The organism is Azospirillum sp. HJ39, assembly GCF_041507355.1.
GTDB classification, from domain to species: Bacteria; Pseudomonadota; Alphaproteobacteria; order Azospirillales; family Azospirillaceae; genus Azospirillum; species Azospirillum thiophilum.
This window is the reverse complement of sequence record NZ_CP167911.1, coordinates 1,797,706-1,816,249: the sequence shown is the minus strand read 5'-3', so window position 1 is coordinate 1,816,249 and position 18,544 is coordinate 1,797,706. Positions and strand designations below refer to the sequence as shown.

Annotated in this window: 16 protein-coding genes; 11 read left to right on the top strand and 5 right to left on the bottom strand. The window is 69.3% G+C overall.

The features are described 5' to 3' along the window. The first annotated feature begins 4 nt into the window (after positions 1 to 4). From ABMY26_RS21850 to ABMY26_RS21825, 6 genes are all read left to right on the top strand, one after another. Positions 5 to 1,399, top strand: a complete 1,395-nt coding sequence (locus ABMY26_RS21850; protein ID WP_372396748.1) for an NAD(P)(+) transhydrogenase (Re/Si-specific) subunit beta — start codon at positions 5 to 7, stop codon at positions 1,397 to 1,399. A 106-nt stretch (positions 1,400 to 1,505) separates the two neighbouring features. Continuing rightward, positions 1,506 to 1,793 (top strand): DUF1330 domain-containing protein, encoded by a 288-nt coding sequence (locus ABMY26_RS21845; RefSeq protein ID WP_372396747.1) that lies wholly within the window; start codon positions 1,506 to 1,508, stop codon positions 1,791 to 1,793. 139 nt (positions 1,794 to 1,932) lie between these two features. Beyond that, on the top strand, positions 1,933 to 2,061 hold the full coding sequence (locus ABMY26_RS21840; RefSeq protein ID WP_372396746.1) for a hypothetical protein: 129 nt from the start codon (positions 1,933 to 1,935) through the stop codon (positions 2,059 to 2,061). A gap of 182 nt (positions 2,062 to 2,243) precedes the next feature. Further along, positions 2,244 to 3,284 (top strand): ABC transporter substrate-binding protein, encoded by a 1,041-nt coding sequence (locus tag ABMY26_RS21835; protein WP_372396745.1) that lies wholly within the window; start codon positions 2,244 to 2,246, stop codon positions 3,282 to 3,284. Positions 3,285 to 3,313: 29 nt separating this feature from the next. Further along, on the top strand, positions 3,314 to 4,066 hold the full coding sequence (locus ABMY26_RS21830) for an ABC transporter permease (protein WP_372396744.1): 753 nt from the start codon (positions 3,314 to 3,316) through the stop codon (positions 4,064 to 4,066). Then, entirely contained in the window at positions 4,054 to 4,821 is a 768-nt protein-coding gene (locus ABMY26_RS21825; RefSeq protein ID WP_372396743.1) for an ABC transporter ATP-binding protein, read from the top strand. Before ABMY26_RS21830 ends, ABMY26_RS21825 begins: the two co-directional genes overlap by 13 nt. 45 nt (positions 4,822 to 4,866) lie before the next feature. On the opposite strand, the gene ABMY26_RS21820 is transcribed toward ABMY26_RS21825, so the two are convergent. The 3 genes from ABMY26_RS21820 to ABMY26_RS21810 form a co-directional block, all read right to left on the bottom strand. After that, positions 4,867 to 6,081, bottom strand: coding sequence for a threonine ammonia-lyase (locus ABMY26_RS21820; protein ID WP_372396742.1), 1,215 nt, complete (start codon positions 6,079 to 6,081; stop codon positions 4,867 to 4,869). After that, entirely contained in the window at positions 6,078 to 8,675 is a 2,598-nt protein-coding gene (locus ABMY26_RS21815) for a penicillin acylase family protein (RefSeq protein ID WP_372396741.1), read from the bottom strand. Before ABMY26_RS21815 ends, ABMY26_RS21820 begins: the two co-directional genes overlap by 4 nt. Before the next feature lie 143 nt (positions 8,676 to 8,818). Continuing rightward, entirely contained in the window at positions 8,819 to 11,176 is a 2,358-nt protein-coding gene (locus ABMY26_RS21810) for an MHYT domain-containing protein (RefSeq protein WP_372396740.1), read from the bottom strand. Positions 11,177 to 11,485: 309 nt separating this feature from the next. Between ABMY26_RS21810 and ABMY26_RS21805 the strand changes: the two genes are divergently transcribed. Next, on the top strand, positions 11,486 to 11,902 hold the full coding sequence (locus tag ABMY26_RS21805) for a hypothetical protein (protein ID WP_372396739.1): 417 nt from the start codon (positions 11,486 to 11,488) through the stop codon (positions 11,900 to 11,902). A 28-nt stretch (positions 11,903 to 11,930) separates the two neighbouring features. Here the strand turns inward: ABMY26_RS21805 and cbiB are convergent, their stop codons facing one another. After that, complete coding sequence (cbiB, locus tag ABMY26_RS21800; RefSeq protein ID WP_372396738.1) at positions 11,931 to 12,893, bottom strand: adenosylcobinamide-phosphate synthase CbiB; 963 nt, start codon at positions 12,891 to 12,893, stop codon at positions 11,931 to 11,933. Positions 12,894 to 12,956: 63 nt separating this feature from the next. On the opposite strand from cbiB, the gene cobD reads away from it, so the two are divergent. The 4 genes from cobD to ABMY26_RS21780 all read left to right on the top strand — a co-directional run bounded on the left by cobD (position 12,957) and on the right by ABMY26_RS21780 (position 17,545). After that, entirely contained in the window at positions 12,957 to 14,057 is a 1,101-nt protein-coding gene (gene cobD / locus ABMY26_RS21795; protein WP_372396737.1) for a threonine-phosphate decarboxylase CobD, read from the top strand. A 157-nt stretch (positions 14,058 to 14,214) separates the two neighbouring features. Then, entirely contained in the window at positions 14,215 to 15,870 is a 1,656-nt protein-coding gene (locus tag ABMY26_RS21790) for a diguanylate cyclase (protein WP_372399050.1), read from the top strand. A gap of 106 nt (positions 15,871 to 15,976) precedes the next feature. Further along, positions 15,977 to 16,282, top strand: coding sequence for an STAS domain-containing protein (locus ABMY26_RS21785; RefSeq protein WP_372396736.1), 306 nt, complete (start codon positions 15,977 to 15,979; stop codon positions 16,280 to 16,282). 3 nt (positions 16,283 to 16,285) lie between these two features. Then, on the top strand, positions 16,286 to 17,545 hold the full coding sequence (locus ABMY26_RS21780; protein ID WP_372396735.1) for a PP2C family protein-serine/threonine phosphatase: 1,260 nt from the start codon (positions 16,286 to 16,288) through the stop codon (positions 17,543 to 17,545). Here the strand turns inward: ABMY26_RS21780 and ABMY26_RS21775 are convergent. Then, positions 17,493 to 18,512: a response regulator gene (locus ABMY26_RS21775; RefSeq protein WP_372396734.1), complete on the bottom strand. Its 1,020-nt coding sequence runs from the start codon at positions 18,510 to 18,512 to the stop codon at positions 17,493 to 17,495. The two genes, ABMY26_RS21780 and ABMY26_RS21775, sit on opposite strands and share 53 nt — an antisense overlap. Between the last annotated feature and the right edge of the window lie 32 nt (positions 18,513 to 18,544).

Genomic DNA, 18,544 nt, shown 5'->3' with positions numbered 1-18,544 from the left:
GACCATGGAAACCTTGTCGGCCCTTCTCTATCTGATCGCCTCGATCTGCTTCATCATGGCGCTGCGCGGGCTCTCCAGCCCGGAAACCTCGCGCCAGGGCAACATCTACGGCATGGTCGGCATGACCATCGCCATCCTGACCACGCTGGCCTCGCCCATCGTCCAGTCCTACTGGATGATCGTGCTCGGCATCGCCATCGGCGGCGCCATCGGCTATGTCGTCGCCAAGAAGATCGAGATGACGGCGCTGCCCCAGCTGGTCGCCGCCTTCCACTCGCTGGTCGGCCTTGCCGCGGTGTTCGTCGCGCTGGCCGCCTTCTATTCCCCGGAGGCCTACGGCATCGGCACGGCCGGCGCCATCGCCAAGGGCTCGCTGGTCGAGATGGCGCTCGGCACCGCCATCGGCGCCATCACCTTCACCGGTTCCATCGTCGCCTTCGCCAAGCTCCAGGGGCTGGTCACCGGCAAGCCGCTGGTCTTCCCGATGCAGCACCCGCTGAACGCGGCGCTCGGCGTGCTGACCGTCATCCTGATCGTCTGGCTGGTGCAGTCGAACTCGACCGCCGCCATGTGGATGATCGTCCTGGTGGCGCTGGCGCTGGGCTTCCTGCTGATCCTCCCCATCGGCGGGGCGGACATGCCGGTGGTCATCTCGATGCTGAACAGCTATTCGGGTTGGGCGGCCTGCGGCATCGGCTTCACGCTGCAGAACAACCTGCTGATCATCACCGGCGCGCTGGTGGGTTCTTCGGGTGCGATCCTGTCCTACATCATGTGCAAGGGCATGAACCGCTCGATCTTCAACGTCATCCTCGGCGGCTTCGGCGGCGAGGCGGCGGGTGCCGTGGCTGGGGCCAAGGGTCCGCAGGGCTCGGTCAAGGCCGGCTCGGCGGAGGATGCCGCCTACATCATGAAGAACGCCCAGTCGGTGATCATCGTCCCCGGCTATGGCATGGCGGTGGCCCAGGCCCAGCATGCGCTGCGCGAGATGGCCGACACCCTCAAGCATGAAGGCGTCAGCGTCAAATACGCCATCCACCCGGTGGCGGGCCGCATGCCCGGCCACATGAACGTGCTGCTGGCCGAGGCCAACGTCCCCTACGATGAGGTGTTCGAGCTGGAGGACATCAACCGGGAGTTCGGCACGGCGGACGTCGCCTTCGTCATCGGCGCCAACGACGTGACCAACCCGGCGGCCAAGACCGATCCGGCCTCGCCGATCTACGGCATGCCGATCCTCGATGTCGAGAAGGCCAAGACGGTGTTCTTCATCAAGCGCGGCATGGCGGCGGGCTATGCCGGCGTGGAGAACGAGCTGTTCTTCCGGCCCAACACCATGATGCTGTTCGGCGACGCCAAGAAGGTCACCGAAGAGGTGGTCAAGGCGATGGAAGCCTGATCCGCTTCCAAGGCGGTTGACCGGAACGGGCGCGGGGAGCGAGGCTTCCCGCGCCCTTTTTTTGGGGCCGCCGCCAGGACGTATCACGGAAAAAGGACGAGGACCCATGGCCGCCTACATCATCGCCGACGTGCGGGTGACCGACCCGGTCGCCTACGAGCTCTACAAGTCGCTGACCCCCGACGCCATCGCCAGGAATGGCGGCCGTTTCCTCAGCCGCGGCGGCGAGACGGCGGTGCTGGAGGGCGACTGGCAGCCCAACCGCATCGTCATCCTGGAATTCCCGGACATGGCGACCGCCAGGGCCTTCTATGACAGCCCCGAATACCGCAAGGCGCGGGATGCGCGGCGCGACGCCGCCGACTTCAAGATGATCGTGGTCGACGGCCTGTAACCGCCCGCCACGCCGTTACCGTCGGTTACACAAAGGCGTCAGCGGGACATACCGCGGCAACATGGCCTCGTTAACGGTTGGGTCACCGGAAGGCGGCGGTTTCCCCGCTGCCTCCACCACAGTGACGGAAACCCCGGCCATGCATGACGATCGCCATTCCGAACCGTTCGATTCGCACATCACGCTCTGGACCCGCATCGCAGTCGCCATCCTGATGGTCGGCGTCTCGCTCTGCGGCGTCTCGCTCTATCTGCTGACGGAATTCTGACACCACGCCGCCCATCCGCGCCGAACCCACATTCCGCGCCGAGTCCAGCCCTTTGGCGGTACAGTATGAACATACAAAAAATGTTCTATTGTGAATTCCCGTTCGCTTCTGTGTGGAAATCTCTCTTCCCGATACGTCCAACCGTGCTAAATAGCGTCGGAACCCCAGTCGAGGATGACCCGATGCTCCGCTTGTCCCGCCGCTCCACCCTTGCCGCCCTGGTCGCCCTCGTGTCGGCTGCCGCGTCGGCCGTGGCCGTTGCGCCCGGCACCGCCCGCGCCGCCGATCCGGTGAAGTTGGAAATCGGCTATATCCCCATCCTGGCGGCGTCGCCGCTGTTCATCGTCGACGGGCAGGGCTGGGCCAAGGAGGCCGGGATCGAGCTGAAGCTGACCCGCTTCGAGTCCGGTCCGCACGCCATCCAGGCGATGGCCGCCGGCCAGATCGACCTGCTCTATGCCGGCGTCGCCCCGGTCCTGGTCGCCCGGACCAAGGGGGTCGACATCTCGGTCATCGCCAATTCCGCGGTGGAGGAGATGGTGGTCGCCGCGCGCGGCCCGTTCGCCAAGGCGCTGGGCGCCGCCCCGACCGCCGAGTCGTTCAAGAAGTTCGCCGCCGACACCGGCCGCAAGGCCAAGATCGGCACCCAGCCGCCGGGCTCGGTTCCCGACACGGTGCTGAAGCACTGGCTGTACAAGGTGGTGAAGGTCGATCCGGCCGACGTGGAACTGGTGCCGATGGGCATCGAGAAGACGCAGCAGGCCCTGCTGGCCGGCGCGCTCGACGCAGCCACCATCCGCGAGCCGACGGTGACCGTCACCCAGCAGATGGATCCGAACGTGGCGCTGCTGGCGACCGGCGCCCAGATGTTCCCCGACCAGCCCGGCACCGTCGTCGCCGCCCGTGCCGAAGTGCTGAAGAAGAACCCCGACGCCATCAAGGCGCTGGTCAAGGCGCACATCCGCGCCGTCGAGCTGATCGCCAAGGATCCGGCGGGTTCCGCCAAGATCGTGAACAATTATCTGGGCAAGGGCCTGCTGGAGCCGGCGACGCTGGAGGCCGCCTTCAAGGGACCGGGCTCCAAGTTCGTCGCCGATCCGCACAAGGTGGTGCCGGCGGTTGAGCGGATGATGGCCTTCACCAAGGAAATCGGGTCCGCCAGCGAGACGATCCCGGTGGCCGAAGCCTTCGACTTCAGCTTCTATGACGCCGTCGCCAAGTAAGGCACCCCATCGATCAAGACGGCCTCTCGATGAAGACCTATCAAAAGATCGCCCTGTCGGCGCTTGGCGTCGTCGCCTTCCTGCTGCTGTGGGAGGCGGTGGCGCGCAGCGGCGTCGTGCCGGCCCGGCTGCTGCCGTCGCCGAGCGCGGTGCCCGCCGCCTTCCTGACCGAGTTCAAGAGCGGCACCTGGCAGGCGATGGTGGCCGCCAGCCTGTCGCACTATCTGGTCGGCCTGTCGCTCGGCACCTTCCTCGGCGTGACCTTCGGCACGGCGGCGGCGCTGTGGGGTGTGTGGGACGCCTTCCAGGCCTGGGTGGTGCGCATGCTGAGGCCGATCCCGGCCATCGCCTGGATCCCCTTCGCCATCATCTGGTTCGGCGTCAGCGAGGGGGCGGCGTCCTTCCTGATCTCGCTGACCGTGTTCTGGATCAACTATTACGCCAGCTACGCCGCGGTGCGCGGGGTGGACAAGGACCTGATCGAGCTGGGCCATGCCTTCGGCCAGGGCGGACTGCTCCCGCGCCTCTTCAAGATCATCTTGCCGGGCGCGCTGCCCGGCATCCTGTCCGGTGTGCGCGCCGGGCTGGGGCAGGGCTGGATGACGGTGGTCGCGGCCGAACTGTTCGGCATCTCCGGCCTCGGCATGCGGATGATGGAGGCGTCGGGCCTGCTGGCGACCCACATCGTCGTGCTCTACATGGTCACCATCGCGCTGCTCTACGGCGTGTCGGACTTCCTGTTCATGCAAGTTCAGTCGCGGGTTCTCTCATGGCAGCGGTGACACAGCCCAACCAGCCCGCAGGATCGGTCATCGACCTGGAGGGCGTCTCCATCGGCTATGGCGCCGACGCGCCGCCGGTGCTGGTCGACGTCAACCTGTCGGTCGAGCGCGGCAGCTTCGTCGCCATCGTCGGTCCGTCGGGTGTCGGCAAATCCACGCTGCTCCGCGTGGTCGCCGGACTGCACACCGCGCGCAGCGGCGGCGTGACCATCCATCAGGACCAGCGCCCCGGCCATCGCCCGGTCGGGCTGGTGTTCCAGGATGCCCGCCTGCTGCCCTGGCGCCGGGTGATCCGCAACGTCGAGTTCGGGCTGGAGGGGCTGCCGGTCAGCCGGGAGGACCGCCACCGCCGGGCCGAGGCGGCGTTGAAGCTGGTGCGGCTCGACGGCTACGCCCGCCGCTGGCCCTACGAGCTGTCGGGCGGCCAGCGCCAGCGCGTCGGCATCGCCCGCGCCATGGCGGTCGATCCCGACATCCTGCTGATGGACGAGCCGTTCGGCGCGCTCGACGCCATTACCCGCAACAACCTGCAGGACGAGCTGCGCCGCATCCACCAGGAGACCGGCAAGACCGTGCTGTTCGTCACCCACGACCTGGAGGAGGCGGTGCATCTGGCCGACCGCATCATCGTGCTGGGCGGAACCCCGGCGCGGGTGGTGCGCGACGTCCGCAACAGCGCCGGCCGTGACGGCTCGATCTTCCGCGATCAGGTGGAACAGCTGCGGCTGGAGATCGCCGACAACTACAGCATCTGAGCGACCGGATGCGGCCCTCCCCCCCAGGGGAGAGGGCCGCATCCGTCAGCCTACCTCGACCATCAGGCTGGTGGGATAGCCAGCGTCCTTCATCCGGGCGATCAGCGCCTCGACATGGGTCTGGTTGCGGGTTTCCAGCACCACGTCGACCTCCGCCATCTTCACCGGCACGTTGTGGAACAGGCGCTGGTGATGCACCTCCACGATGTTGGCGCCGGCCTCGCCCAGCAAGCGGGTGACGCGGGCAAGCGCGCCGGGGGCGTCGGTGATGCCGATGCGCAGGCGGACGATGCGGCCCTCATGGACGAGGCCGCGCATCAGCACCTGGGCCAGGATGCGGGAATCGATGTTGCCGCCGGACAGCACGATGCCGACCTTCCGCTCCTTGTAGCGCTCCGGATCGTCGAGCACCGCGGCCAGCGCCGCCGCCCCCGCCCCCTCGGCCACCAGCTTCTGCACGGTGGCGAGATGGTAGACCGCCTCCTCCAGCCGCGCCTCGCTCACCTCGACCACCTCGTCGACGAGGTCGCGGATGATCGGCAGGGTCAGGGCGCCCGGCGCCTTTACCGCGATGCCCTCCGCCACCGTGGCGCCGCCGCAGGTGATGGGCTGGCCGGCCAGCGCCTGCCGCACCGCCGGATACAGGCTGCACTGCACGCCGATGATCGTCAGGTCCGGCCGCAGCGCCTTGGCGGCGGTCGCCATGCCGGCGATCAGCCCGCCGCCGCCGACCGGGATCACCAGAACATCGAGGTCCGGCAAATCCTCCAGCAGTTCCAGCGCAGCGGTGCCCTGGCCGGCGGCGACCAGCGGGTCGTCATAGGGATGGACGAAGGTCAGCCCGTCCCTCGCGGCCAGATCATGGGCGAAGGCGGCGGCCTCGCTCAGCGTCTCGCCATGCAGCTCGACGGTGGCGCCGAGATTCTCCGTCCGCTCAACCTTGGTGAAGGGCGTGAATCCCGGCATGACGATGGTCGAGCGGATACCGAGCCGCGTCGCGTGGCAGGCCACCGCCTGGGCATGGTTGCCGGCGGACATGGCGATGACGCCGGCGCGGCGCTCCGCCTCGCCCAACGACAGCAGCTTGTTCAGCGCGCCGCGCTCCTTGAAGGAGGAGGTGGCGTGCTGGTTCTCCAGCTTGACATGCAGCCGGCATCCCGCCATGTCCCCCAGGCGGGGCGCCGCTACCGTGGGCGTTCGGGACAGATGTCCCGCGATGCGCGCCGCCGCGGCGCGCACATCCTCCAGAGTGATGGTCATTTCGCATTTGCCCCGGTGTTGCGTGGTGTGAGTGTCAGCACCTCCGCCCCTGCCGCGACCAGCGTGCCACGGTCGCCGGCCAGACGCAACGCGCCGCCGTCGCGCCATGTCTCCACCAGATCGCCCCAATGGCGCGACCAGATGTTTCCGGACTGGCCGGTGGCGATCACGAAGCGCGAATTGTCGAGGTCGGCCAGATCGTAGACCGCGCGGAACCCGGCGCCATGCACATGGCGGAACGGATTGGCGCCGTCGCGGGTGGTGGTCGTCCCGCGGTTGACGGTGAAGAAGTCGCCGTCGGTCTCGACCGACAGGTCGGCCCGGCCGCCGATCAGCGGCAGGCGGCCCAGCATCCGGTGGGCAAGCTGCGCCTTGTGCTCGTCGCCCCAGCGCCAGCTCTTCGGGCTGGAGCCGTGGCGGTCGGCCAGCATCTTCACAGCGCTTTCCAGCGCCTTGCCGATGGTGTCGGCGCAGGTTTCCTTCTGCGGGGTGGTGACGTCGTCGCACCAGTCCGGCCGTTCGCCGATGACATGGCGCAACGCTTCCGGCCGCAACTCCCAGTAGGAGGCGAAGTCGGGGCCGAGTTCGTCGGCGAAGACCGCCCGCACCAGTTCGCGCAGCCAGGCGGTGAAGATCAGCGGCTCCGGCCGGTCGCGGTCCATCCGGCCGTCCCAGCCGCGCAGCAGTGCCGCGGCGTCGGTCGCAAGGCCGGGCGGTGTCGGATACTTCAGCAACTCCGGCAGGAAGTCGCGGGCAGGCAGGGAGACGACGTCCATCTGCTGGCGTGCCACATCCTCGACGGAATGGCGGCCGGTGCCCAGCATCTCGATGATGCGCCGGGCGCGCGACGGGTCCGGCCATTCGGTGGCGAGGCGGTAGGGGTAATCGCGCCCGACCACCGCGTTGTTGGCGTTCACGAACTGGCCGGACGGCGGGTTCACCGCCTGCGGCAGGGCGTAGTAGGGCAGGAAACCGGTCCAGTCATACTCCCCGGTCCAGCCCGGAACCGGCACGCGCCCGTCGCCCTTGCGGCGGATCGGCAGCCGCCCGGCGGTGATGAACCCGACCTCGCCGGCAACGTCGGCATAGACGATGTTCTGCTGCGGGGCGACATGCAGGCGCAGCGCGTCGCGCACGCCCTCCGCCGTGCCGGCATGGTTCAGGCGGTAGAGCGACTCGGCGCTGGTGTCGTCCTCGGCCAGTCCGGGGAAGGACAGGGCGAGCGGGGAGCCGGTGGTGGCGCCGTCTAGGTCTGAGATCACCGGCCCATGCCGGGTGCCGCGCACCGTCAGCGTCTGCGAGGCTTCGCCGGCGATGGCGATGGTCTCGCTGCGCGTCTCGAACGGCTGGCTGCCCTCCGGGGTCAGGTAGCGGGCGGGATCCTGCGGGTCGGGCTTCTCGACGAACAGGTCCTGGGTGTCGCTGTGGGTGGTGGTGAAGCCCCAGGCGACCTTGCCGTTGTGGCCGAGGATGGTCAGCGGCACGCCCGGCACGGTCGCCCCGGTGACGGTGAAGTCCGGCGTGACGATGCGGGCGAGATACCAGAGAATCGGCGCTTCCAGCCCGAGATGCGGGTCGTTGGCGATGATCGGCTTGCCGGTGGTGGTGCGCGCGCCGGTCAGCACCCATTCGTTCGAGGCGGTGTCGAAGCCCATCCGCGGCAGCGCGGCCAGGGTGCGGGTGACGGCTTCCCGCAGGTCGTTCATGCCGCGCAGTTCGCCGGCCAGCGTCGTCGGGGCGCCGGGCGCGTCGGGCGGGAACAGATCCTCGACCTGGCCCGGCGACAGCCGTTCCAGCACGCGGGTACGGAACAGCTCGTCACGGTAATTGGCGGACAGTTGCAGCGCCATCAGCTTGGCCCAGACCAGGCTGTCGGCCACCGTCCAGGGCTCCGGCGTGTGGCGGAGAAGCTGGAATTCGAGCGGCAGCGCTTCCGACCGGGTGGCGAGATAGGCGTTCACGCCCTCCGCATAGGCCTCGAACGCGGTGCGGGCGTCCGGCGACAGGGAGGCGGCCATCGCCTGGGCCGAGCGGTAGAGGCCGAGCGTGCGCATCAGCCGGTCGCTGCGCAGCGCGAAGTCGCCATATTCGGTGCCGACCAGCTCGGCCAGCCGGCCGGCGCCGGCGCGGCGCATCGTCTCCATCTGCCACAGCCGGTCCTGGGCATGGGCGTAGCCGAGGGCGCGGTAGCCGTCGCGTTCCGTCGCGGCGAAGATGTGGGCCACGCCCTGTCCGTCGCGGACGATCTCGGCCGGGGCGCCGCTGCCAGCAATGGCGACGGTGCCGTTGGTCTGCGGCTGCTGCGCGCGCATCCATAGCCAGGCGCCGAACAGCGTCACCACCGGGACCAGAACCAGCATGCCCAGAAGGGCGGCGACCTTGCCCCGGCGGGTTCGCGGCAGGCGGAAGCGCGGCGGACGGAATTGCGAGGGGTGCGGCTGGCCGGGATGCTGGCCATGCGGGTAGCCGGCCGGCGGCGGCATGGCGCCGGCCTGTCGGCTGGACAGCAGGCGGGCGAGGACGGCGCGAAGAAGGAAAGCGCAGGACTGGCCGGCGCTGAACAGGGCGGCGCGAAACGGGGAACGGCGAAGCATCACGGTCCGTGGGAGAGGATGGGGCGGCGAGCCGGGGCGCCGGGGCACGGTCGGGTTGCGGATGCTAGTATCCCAGCCGCCGGCCCGTCCAGGGTTGCTTGGCCGGGGCCGGCGGCTTTTTTTCCGGCCCCGCGGGGGGGTGCTCACGCCGCGGCGTTCAGGATTTCGCGCAGCAGCGGGGCGGATACCGGCTTGTGGATCAGGCGATGGCCGCTGCGCTGAACCTCGGCGATGCGGGCGGGGTCGGTGTCCCCGGTCAGGACCACGGCGGGGACGCGGACGCCGCAGACGCCGTAGATGTCGCGGATCGCCTCCACACCCGTCCGCCCTTCGCGCAGGCGGTAGTCGGCGACGATCATCGCCGGGCGGCGGCCCAGGTTCAACAGGGATTCGATCGCCTCGTCGGCGGACACCGCGGCGACCACGTCATAGCCCCATTCCTCCAGCATCGCCCGCATGCTGAGCAGGATGATGCTGTCGTCGTCGACAACGACGATCAGGCCCTTGCCGCGCTGCCGCTCGACCGCGGCGCGAACCGGCTTGGGGACCGGGCGCGGCACCGCCGCCGGCAGGTCGAGGAAGAAACCGCTGCCGCGGCCCGGGGCGGAGCGCACCGTCATTCCGTGACCCAGCAACCCGGCCAGCCGCCGCACGATGGCCAGCCCCAGCCCCAGCCCCTTGCGCCGGTCGCGTTCGGGATTGGCCAGCTGGGTGAATTCCAGGAAGATGTCCTGGATCTTGTCGGCCGGGATGCCGATGCCCTGGTCGACGACCGCCAGCCGCAGTCCGCCGTTCCGGTGCAGGCAGCCGATCAGGATGTCGCCCTGTTCCGTGTAGCGGATCGCGTTCTCGATCAGGTTGCGCAGGATGCGTTCCAGCAGGGCGGGATCGCTGCTGATCCAGGCGGTGGTCGGGACATGGCGTAGCCTGAGCCCGGACTCGGTGGCGCGGATGCGGTATTCCTCCGCCAGCCGGTCCAGCAGCGGGCCGAGTGCGAAGTCGGTGACGCTGGGCTTCACCACCCCGGCATCCAGGCGGGAGACGTCCAGCAGGCTGTCCAGCATCACCCGCAGCCCGGTCAGCGACTCGGTCATGCTGGCGAGCAGCGGGGATGTGGGGTGGTTCTCCAGCTTGTCGGACAGGGCATGGGCGAAGAAGAACAGGGATTGCAGCGGCTGGCGCAGGTCGTGGCTGGCGGCGGCCAGGAACTTGGTCTTGGCGCGGTCGGCGCGCTCGGCCTCGACCCGGGCGCGCACCGCTTCGATCCGGGCGGCCTCGGCCTCGTCACGGGCGCGGAGGATCGCCTCTTCCGCCGCCTTGCGGGCGGTGATGTCGCGCATGATGCCGGTGTACATGCGCCGCTTGCCGACATGCCATTCGCCGACCGACAGGTCGAGCGGAAAGACGGAGCCGTCCTTGCGCAGCCCCTCCACCTCGCGGCCGATCCCGACGATCCGCCGCTCCCCGGTGCGGTGGTAGCGGGCGAGATAGCCGTCATGCGCAGTGCGGTAGGGTTCCGGCATCAGCATCCTGACATTGCGGCCGATCACGTCCGCCGCGGCATAGCCGAAGGTCTTCTCGGCGGCGAGGTTGAAGGATTGGACGATGCCGCGGTCGTCGATCAGGACGATGGGGTCGACCGCGGTGTCGACGATGGCGCGGTAGCGCGCCTCCTGCTCCTCCGAGCTTTCGGCCTGCCGGCGGCGGCCGAGCAGGGAGGACAGCAGGGCGAGCGACAGCAGCAGCAGCGTGCCGGCTCCGATCATGGCGGCCAGCAGGGAGGACGACAGCGCCATCCCGGTCGCCGAGGTGGCCATGCCGTGGCCCTGCATCGCCTGGGGGGACGCCGCATCGCCGACGCCGGCGATCGGCTCCATGCCGGCTGCGGCCATGCCGGTATAATGCATCGCCACCACGCCGAGCCCGAGCAGCACCGCCCCGGCCGCGCGTTCCAGCGGTCCGTTGGTGCGGAAGGCCAGCCACAGGGCCGCGATCGATGCAACGATGGCGATGATGACGGAAGCGGCGACCAGAATCGTGTCGTAGGACAAGCGGGCCTCCATGCGCATGCCCGCCATCCCCACGTAATGCATGCCGACGATGCCGAGCCCGGTCAGGGTACCGGCGATGTGCAGGGTAAGGCGGCGCGGCCGGTTGCGGGCAACGGCGAACAGGCCGGCGCCGGACACGGCGACCGCCAGCAGGAAGGAGAGGGCGGTCAGGCCGGCGTCGTAGCCGATCGGAATGTTGCTGCGATAGGCAAGCATGCCGATGAAATGCATCGACCAGATGCCGACGCCCAGCGCCAGCGCGGCGCCGGCCAATTGACGGGTTCCGCTGCGTCGGTCCTGCGCATCCGGACCGGCGGTGCTCCCTGCCGCTCCATCCCCTGTTGTTATTTTGGCGCGCGCATGGTGGGCGAGATCCAGTGCGACGTAACCGCCGAACACGGCGATGACGTAAGATAAGACGACAAGAAGCGGATCGTAATAGCCGGGCACGATGCTGTCGGTCTGTATGAGGTTGGTTGGGGAAGGAGCGGAATTGTTCGCGCATCGCAGAAGACAATTTGGGAGAGGGTGCCAGTCCCTCCCATCGAACGAAAGGCTCCCCTTCGTGGTAGTGGGGGGCCTACGCCTTCCGTCCGGATATCTCCAATGACCAGGTCGCCTCCCCCTCCGGCAGAGGGCACGTCCGGATCCCCTCCGCCATCTGGCCGCTTGCGCCCGGTTCCACTGCGTATTCTCCGTGGAATCTCAACCCTGTTCGCACTCGCATATTTCCTGCTGGATGCGCTTGCATACTGGGTTGTGCGGCCCGTCCTGTACCGAATTGCACGGCTCCCGGTCTTCGCGCGGATCGGCCGCTGGGCCGGCGGGCTGGGGCCTTACCCGTCCCTGCTCCTGGTCCTGCTGCCGCTGGCGCTGTTGGAGCCCGCCAAGCCGGTCGGCGCCCTGCTGCTCGCCACCGGGAGGCCGGTGGCCGGGGTCGCCGTGATCGTCGGGGCGGAACTGGTCAAGATCACGCTGGTGGAACGGCTGTTCCACGTCGTCAAGCCGAAGCTGCTGACCATCGGCTGGTTCGCCCGGGGATATCGTCGGGTGACAGGCTGGCTTTGCTGGCTGAAGGAGACCGCGCCGGCCCGTGCGGCCCGCCGCCTGCTTCGACGGCTGCGGCGGCTGGGACGTCGGCTGTCGCTGACAGTGCGGCGGGCGTTGCGGGGATGAAGCGGCCCTATACCGCCGCGACATGCGGTCAGCCCGCCATCGCCAGCACCAGCGCCCCGGCGATCAGCAGGATGCAGGCCCGCCGGTAGAGCGTCAGTGCCCGGCCGATGTCCTCCGGAGTCGCGGCGGTGCGGCCGGCGCCCAGCCAGACATCCTCGATGCGGGTGGTGCCATAGACGCGCGGTCCGCCCAGCCGCAGGTCGAGCGCTCCGGCCATTGCCGCCTCGGGCCAGCCGGCGTTGGGGGACCGATGGCGGTGGGCGTCCCGCCGTACCGACAGCCAAGCCCGCTGGGCGTCGGCCCCGGCGGTCAGCCTTGCGGCGGCAACCAGCAGAAGCGCGGTCAGGCGCGATCCGGGCAGGTTGACCAGATCGTCCAGCCTTGCGGCGGCCCAGCCGAACGCCTCGTGCCGGGGGGTGCGATGGCCGATCATGCTGTCGGCGGTGTTGATCGCCTTGTAGAGCGCCAGTCCGGGCAGCCCGCCCACCAGCAGCCAGAAAGCCGGAGCGACCACGCCGTCGGAGAAGTTCTCCGCCAGGCTTTCGATGGCGGCGCGGGCGACGGCGGGCTCGTCCAGCGCCGCCGGGTTGCGGCCGACGATCATCGACACCGCCTTGCGTCCGCCCTCCAGCCCGCCGGTGCGGAACCCGTCGGCGACCGCCTGCACATGGTCGTGCAGGCTGCGCTGGGCCAGCAGGGTGGAGGCGAGGGCGGCCTCGGCCAGCCAGCCGAAGGGCAGCAGCCGGCAGGCCCAGGCCGCCGCCACGGCAACGCCGCCCACCGTCAGCAGCAGAACCAGCACGGCCAGCACGCCCGACGCCTTGCGCCGGCCGAACCCGTCGATCTCGCGGTTGAGCGCATGGTCGAGCTGCGCGATAAGCGCACCGATCCACACGACCGGGTGACGGATGCGGGCGTAGAGTGGATCCGGATAGCCCGCCACCGCTTCGATGACCAGCGCGGTGGCGAGCAGGAAGGAATGCAGCGGCACGGACGTTCCAGGGAATGGGGCGGCCGGCAGGCCGCGCGGCGGCGGGAAGGAAGAGGCGCGATCATGGCCGAAGACGGCACGGCGACCAAGCGGGCTATGATGGGGCAGGCCATGACGGGTCAGGCCGCGGCTGGACTGGGAAAGCCGGTCGCGTCAGGCGGCACCCTTTTGCATGGCGGCGACCTGGATGGTGCCCGTGCCGCCTTTCCCGGCGCGCCGGCCCCCTGGATCGACCTGTCCACCGGCATCAACCCCTGGCCCTATCCGTTGCCGCCGGTCCCGCTCGATGCCTGGACCCGGCTGCCCGGCCGGGGGGAGGAGGAGGCGCTGCGCGCAGCGGCAGCATCCTGCTACGGCGCGCCGTCGTCCGGGCTGGTCGCCACCGCCTCCGGCTCGCAGGCATTCATCCAACTGCTGCCGCGGCTGTGCCGGCCGGGCCGTGTCGCCGTGCTGGGGCCGACCTATGCCGAGCATGCCCGCTGCTGGGCGCTGGCCGGCCACGAGGTGCGCGCGGTCGAGCGGCCTGAGGAGGCCGGGGTTCTGGTGATCGTCAATCCCAACAACCCCGACGGCCGGCGCTTCGCCCCCGGCGAGATGCTGGAGTTGGCCGGGGCGCAGGCGGCGCGCGGCGGCCTGCTGGTGGTGGACGAGGCCTTCGCCGACATGCGGCCGGAGGACAGCGTCGCTCCCGCCGCCGGCCGGCCGGGTCTGGTTGTGCTGCGGTCCTTCGGGAAGTTCTTCGGGCTGGCCGGGCTACGGCTGGGCATCGCCCTGGCGCCGGCGGCGCTGGCGGCTGCGCTGCGGGAGGCGATCGGTCCCTGGGCGGTGTCCGGTCCCGGCCTTGTCATCGCCACGGCGGCACTGGGCGACCGCGACTGGATCCTGGCGACCCGCGATCGTCTGGCGCGGGCCTCGGCGGAGCTGGACCGCCTGCTGGAGGGAGCCGGCCTGCGGGTGACCGGGGGCACCGAGCTGTTCCGTCTGGTGGAGGACGCGCGGGCGCCGTCGCTCTACCGGGCGCTGGGGAGCGCCGGGATCCTGGTGCGCCGATTCGAGCATCGTCCCGACTGGCTCCGCTTCGGATTGCCCGGTCCGGACGAGGCGTGGCAGCGGCTTGGTGTCGCATTGGACGATTGGGCCACGCGGGAAACGCAACCGACTTGAATGTCAGCTTATTGAACAATCGGCGAAAATTTTATATTTTCAACCCTTTATAGAATTTCATTTTGCGCTTCGCCACCTCATAGGGATTCACCGGCATTGCAAGGAAATAAAATTCTATGGGACACTGCACGCCATGCTGGATTCGGGTAACGTGGCGATGATCTCTGGCCGTGGTTCGCAGGACACGCGGGATGCCGCGTGGTCGGCTTTCGACCGTCTTCCGGTCGGGGTCTGCCTTGCCACGGCTTCGGGGCTCATCCGCTATGCCAACCCCGCGCTTCATGGCCTGCTCGGCTGCGAGCCGGGCGGGCTGCCGGGGCTCAGCCTGTGCGATTTCCTTCTGGACGGCGATGGCCCGGACGGCAAGCCCCTCGGCACCGATGCATCCGGCGGCCCCCGCACGGTCAGGCGTGCCGATGGCTCGCTTCGTTGGGCGATGGTGGCGGAATCCCCTTGGGAGGCGCCATTCACCGCTGCGCGTGCCGACCGCCCCGCGGCGGAGGCGTTGCGCCTCTTGACGATGACCGATGCGGATGCCCTGCAGCGGCAGGCGGCTGCTTCGCGGGACAGCGGCCGGCGCGGCGAGATGCCGGTGGTCGACGCCCTGATGGCGGCGGCACCTGTGCCGCTGTTCGTCAAGGATATCCGGGGCCAGTACATCGCAGTCAACGACGCCTTCGCGCGCTTCACCGGCATCGATCCGGCGGAGATGCTGCAGCGCACGACCTTCGCCCTGACCTCTCCAGCCGCTGCCAAGGAACATGTCGGCCATGACCGTGCCGTGATGGAGCGGCACGGGAGCGTGCAGTACGATGCACCGATCTGCACCGCCGATGGCGCGCTGCGCATGGTCAGCCTGACCAAGGCGGCCTTCCGCGACGGGACGGGCAAGGCCGTGGGTATCGTCGGCGCCATCCATGAGCTGGCGGAGGCCCGTCCGAACGAGGAGCGGCTGGAAGCGATCCTGGAGCAGAGCCCGGTCGGCGTATCGGTCTCGCGCCGCGACGATGGCCGGATCATCTTCGTCAACACCCGCTTTTCCGAACTGATCGGCCTGCCGCGCGAAAGGCTGATCGGCAGCCGCGCCCGCGACTATTACCTGGACAGCCACCAGCGCCAGAGGGTGCTGGAGCGGCTGCGCAGCGGCGGCAGCGTCACCAACATGGAGGTCCAGTTCAAGCGGGCCGACGGCTCGCCCTTCTGGACGCTGTTCACCGTCAATCAGGCGGTGATCCAGGGCGTGCCGGTGAATTTGGCCTGGATCTACGACTACACCGAACGCCGCAGCATGGAAGAGGCGCTGCGCGACATGGCGTCGCGCGATCCGCTGACCGGCATCTACAACCGCCGTTCCTTCATGGAGCTGGCGCGGTCCCAGCTGGCCCGCGCCCACCGGTTCCACGAACCGCTGTCGGTCTTCGTGCTGGACGTCGACCATTTCAAGAAAATCAACGACAGCTTCGGCCATGCCACCGGCGACGACGCGCTGCGCATGGTCGCCGCCGGCTGCCAGGCGATCCTGCGGGAATACGATATCCTCGGCCGGCTGGGCGGGGAGGAGTTCGTCGTGGTGCTGCCGGGCGCCACCGCCGACGAAAGCCGCGTGGTGGCCGAACGGGTGCGCCGGCACCTGGCTCGCATGCCGATCGAGGCGCCGGACGGGACCTTCCGCCTGACCGCCAGCATCGGCATCGCCGGGCTGGACGGGGCGACCGATACGCTGGAGCGCGCCATCCACCGCGCCGACCTCGCACTTTACCGCGCCAAGCATATGGGGCGCAACCGTGTGATGGTGTTCGAGTCGGGGATGTAAGCCGGCAGTTGGTGGCGGCCCCGTGCTCTGCTAGCCTGATCACCGCCGCTGCCCCAGGTGCAGGCAGGCGGGCGGGTGGCGGTGGATCGGCGGAGTGGATCGGGGCATGGACTACGCGGTGCGTGACAGCGGCGGCGTGCGGGAACTGGAGCTGCGCGGGCAGTTGACCTTCGAGGCCGATGCCGGTTTCCGCCAGATCCTGGAGGCGTGGGAGAAAGGCGGCGTACGGGAGTGCGTCCTGAACCTCGCCGCGGTCGATTTCATCGATTCTGCCGGGCTGGGGCTGCTGGTTCTGGCGAACAACGCGGCCAGGCGGACGGACGTGCTCCTCCGCCTGAAGCACCCGCGCGGACAAGTGCGCGAGATGATCGAGATTTCGGAGTTCCACACCATCATCCCCTGCGAGTTCTGACCGGTGAGCGGCGGCCCGCGCGTGGTGATCGGCCATCCGCGCCCGGCGGCGGCCGGCCCGTTGCGTGGGGTGGTCGAAGGGCTGGGCGCCCACGATGTCGCCGTGGTCGACGGAGACGGGCTGCCGGCCGCCGTGGAGGAGCCACCGCATCTGCTCGTGCTGCATGCCGGCCTGCCTGGGTTCGGGCCGGAAATGCTGAGCGCACTCAGGGCCGGGGCGATGCTGCGCGAGCTGCCGATCCTGGTGCTTGGCCGCTTTGCCGGCGCCCGGCAGCGTGCGGCGCTGATGGCGGCGGGTGCCACCGACCTGCTGGCCCGCCCGCTGACCCTGCCGGAGCTGTCGGCCCGCCTGTCGCTGCATCTGGAGAACCGCAAGCTCTCCCAGTCCCTGCAGGAGATGATCGACAGCCTGCACGCCTACCATGGCGGCGCCGTGCAGCGGATGGCGCTGGCGCGGGAGATGCAACTGGGGCTGCTGCCCGACCGCGCCCTTTGCCAGGGGCTGGAGCGGAGCTACGGCATCGAACTGGACAGCCATTTCGAATCGAGTTCGGAGCTCGGCGGCGACCTGTGGGGCGCCCATCCGCTCGACGAACGGCGCTTCGCGCTGTTCCTGTACGACTTCACCGGGCATGGGGTGGCGGCGGCGCTGAACACCTTCCGGCTGCATGCGCTGCTCGCCCGCACCGACCTGCCGGCCGACGATCCGGCTGGGACGCTGGCGGCGCTGAACCGTCTGCTGATCGGGCTTCTGCCGGAAACCCAGTTCGCGGCGATGGTCTATGCGGTGGTCGACACGGTGGCCGACACGCTGACCTATGCCACCGCCGGTGCACCGAAGCCGCTGATCGGCCGTCCGGATGGGTCGCTGGAGATCGGGCCGAGCTGCGGCGTACCGCTGGGCGTGGCGGCAGGGGCCACCTACCGCAACCACCGGCTTGAGTTTCCCGCCGGCTCGTTCCTGGTCCTGTTCAGCGATGCCCTGGTCGAGGCGCGCGGCGGGGACGGCCGGCTGGTCGGCCATCGCGGCGTTGCCGATCTTGTGCGCGGCCTGCCGGGCCTGTGCGGGAGCGGCGCGCGGGAGGATGGAATGGAGAACGGCATGGAGGAGGGAATGGAGGTGGAGGGCGCCCGGCCGCTGGCCCGCCTGCTCGACCGCTATTTCACGACCATGCCGCGGCCCTTGGCCGACGACCTGACGGTGCTGTGGCTCAGCCGGCCTTGGCGTCCCGATCCACGGCCTTGCCGTCCCGATCCAGATTGACGATGCCGACCACGCGGTTGCCGGTGCCGACATAGGTCAACTGGTCGAACCCGACCATGCGGGCCAGCGCGATGCCGCGCCCATGGGTGGCGGTGGACTGGAAGGCGTCGACCGACAGGTAGCGCGTGAAATCGAAGCCGGGCCCCATGTCTGAGACGGTGAAGATGACGCGGCTGTCGCTGCGCTCCACATGCAGGGTGGCATATTTGTCGCGATGTTCGGCCGAGGCCAGCCGTGCCTCGATCTCGCGTGCCAGCAGGCCGTTGGCCTTCAGCCGGCCCTTCGCCTCGAACCCGATGCCGAGATTGCCGTGCTCCACCGCATTCACCAGGATTTCCGCCAGGCCGAACGTCAGGCTGTGCGTCGTGGCGGCGACCGATGACAGGGCGATGGCGAGATTCTGCGCCTCCTGCGGGGTGCGGAAGCGGAAGTGGGCGTCGCGCAGCAGTCCGATGGCGTCGGAGCGCGAGCGCAGATCGCCCAGCAGGCTCTTCAGCCGTCCGGTCGTCTCCTCGGCCGCGCGCACGACGGAGCGCAGCAGGGCGCCGTCATAGGGCTTGATCAGGTAATAGAACACGCCGGCGCGGATGGCCGCTGCGATCTCGGCGCTGCTGTCGGAGATGGTCTGCACGATGACCGGGATGCCGGCCAGATGCGGCACCTTCTTCATCCGCTCATACAGGTCCAGCCCGTCGCCGTCTGAAAGCCGCCGGTCGAGCAGCACGACATGGATCGTCGACCCGGCGGAGGTCAGGATGTCCCAGGCTTCCGCCCTGGTTTCGGCCTCCAGCGTCCGGTAGCCGATGCGGGCGAGATAGCCGGCAACGATGGCACGGGTCATTTCCTCGTCATCGACGACCAGTGCGGTGACGGCTTCGGCCATGGTCGGCATGAACTCCGGCGGATCGGGCTGGCGGATCAGGTTGCCAGATCGGGGCTGGCTGGCCCTGTCTTGAATGTGCCGCAATTTATACAAAAACCGCCTTCGCTACAATCATC

What these genes read in the sequence shown, in the direction of transcription:
- ABMY26_RS21850 (WP_372396748.1), top strand. Translation starts at nt 5, where the DNA reads ATGGAAACCTTGTCGGCCCTTCTCTATCTGATCGCCTCGATCTGCTTC.
- ABMY26_RS21845 (WP_372396747.1), top strand. Translation starts at nt 1,506, where the DNA reads ATGGCCGCCTACATCATCGCCGACGTGCGGGTGACCGACCCGGTCGCC.
- ABMY26_RS21840 (WP_372396746.1), top strand. Translation starts at nt 1,933, where the DNA reads ATGCATGACGATCGCCATTCCGAACCGTTCGATTCGCACATCACGCTC.
- ABMY26_RS21835 (WP_372396745.1), top strand. Translation starts at nt 2,244, where the DNA reads ATGCTCCGCTTGTCCCGCCGCTCCACCCTTGCCGCCCTGGTCGCCCTC.
- ABMY26_RS21830 (WP_372396744.1), top strand. Translation starts at nt 3,314, where the DNA reads ATGAAGACCTATCAAAAGATCGCCCTGTCGGCGCTTGGCGTCGTCGCC.
- ABMY26_RS21825 (WP_372396743.1), top strand. Translation starts at nt 4,054, where the DNA reads ATGGCAGCGGTGACACAGCCCAACCAGCCCGCAGGATCGGTCATCGAC.
- ABMY26_RS21820 (WP_372396742.1), bottom strand. Translation starts at nt 6,081, where the DNA reads ATGACCATCACTCTGGAGGATGTGCGCGCCGCGGCGGCGCGCATCGCG.
- ABMY26_RS21815 (WP_372396741.1), bottom strand. Translation starts at nt 8,675, where the DNA reads ATGCTTCGCCGTTCCCCGTTTCGCGCCGCCCTGTTCAGCGCCGGCCAG.
- cobD (WP_372396737.1), top strand. Translation starts at nt 12,957, where the DNA reads ATGGCCGAAGACGGCACGGCGACCAAGCGGGCTATGATGGGGCAGGCC.
- ABMY26_RS21790 (WP_372399050.1), top strand. Translation starts at nt 14,215, where the DNA reads ATGATCTCTGGCCGTGGTTCGCAGGACACGCGGGATGCCGCGTGGTCG.
- ABMY26_RS21785 (WP_372396736.1), top strand. Translation starts at nt 15,977, where the DNA reads ATGGACTACGCGGTGCGTGACAGCGGCGGCGTGCGGGAACTGGAGCTG.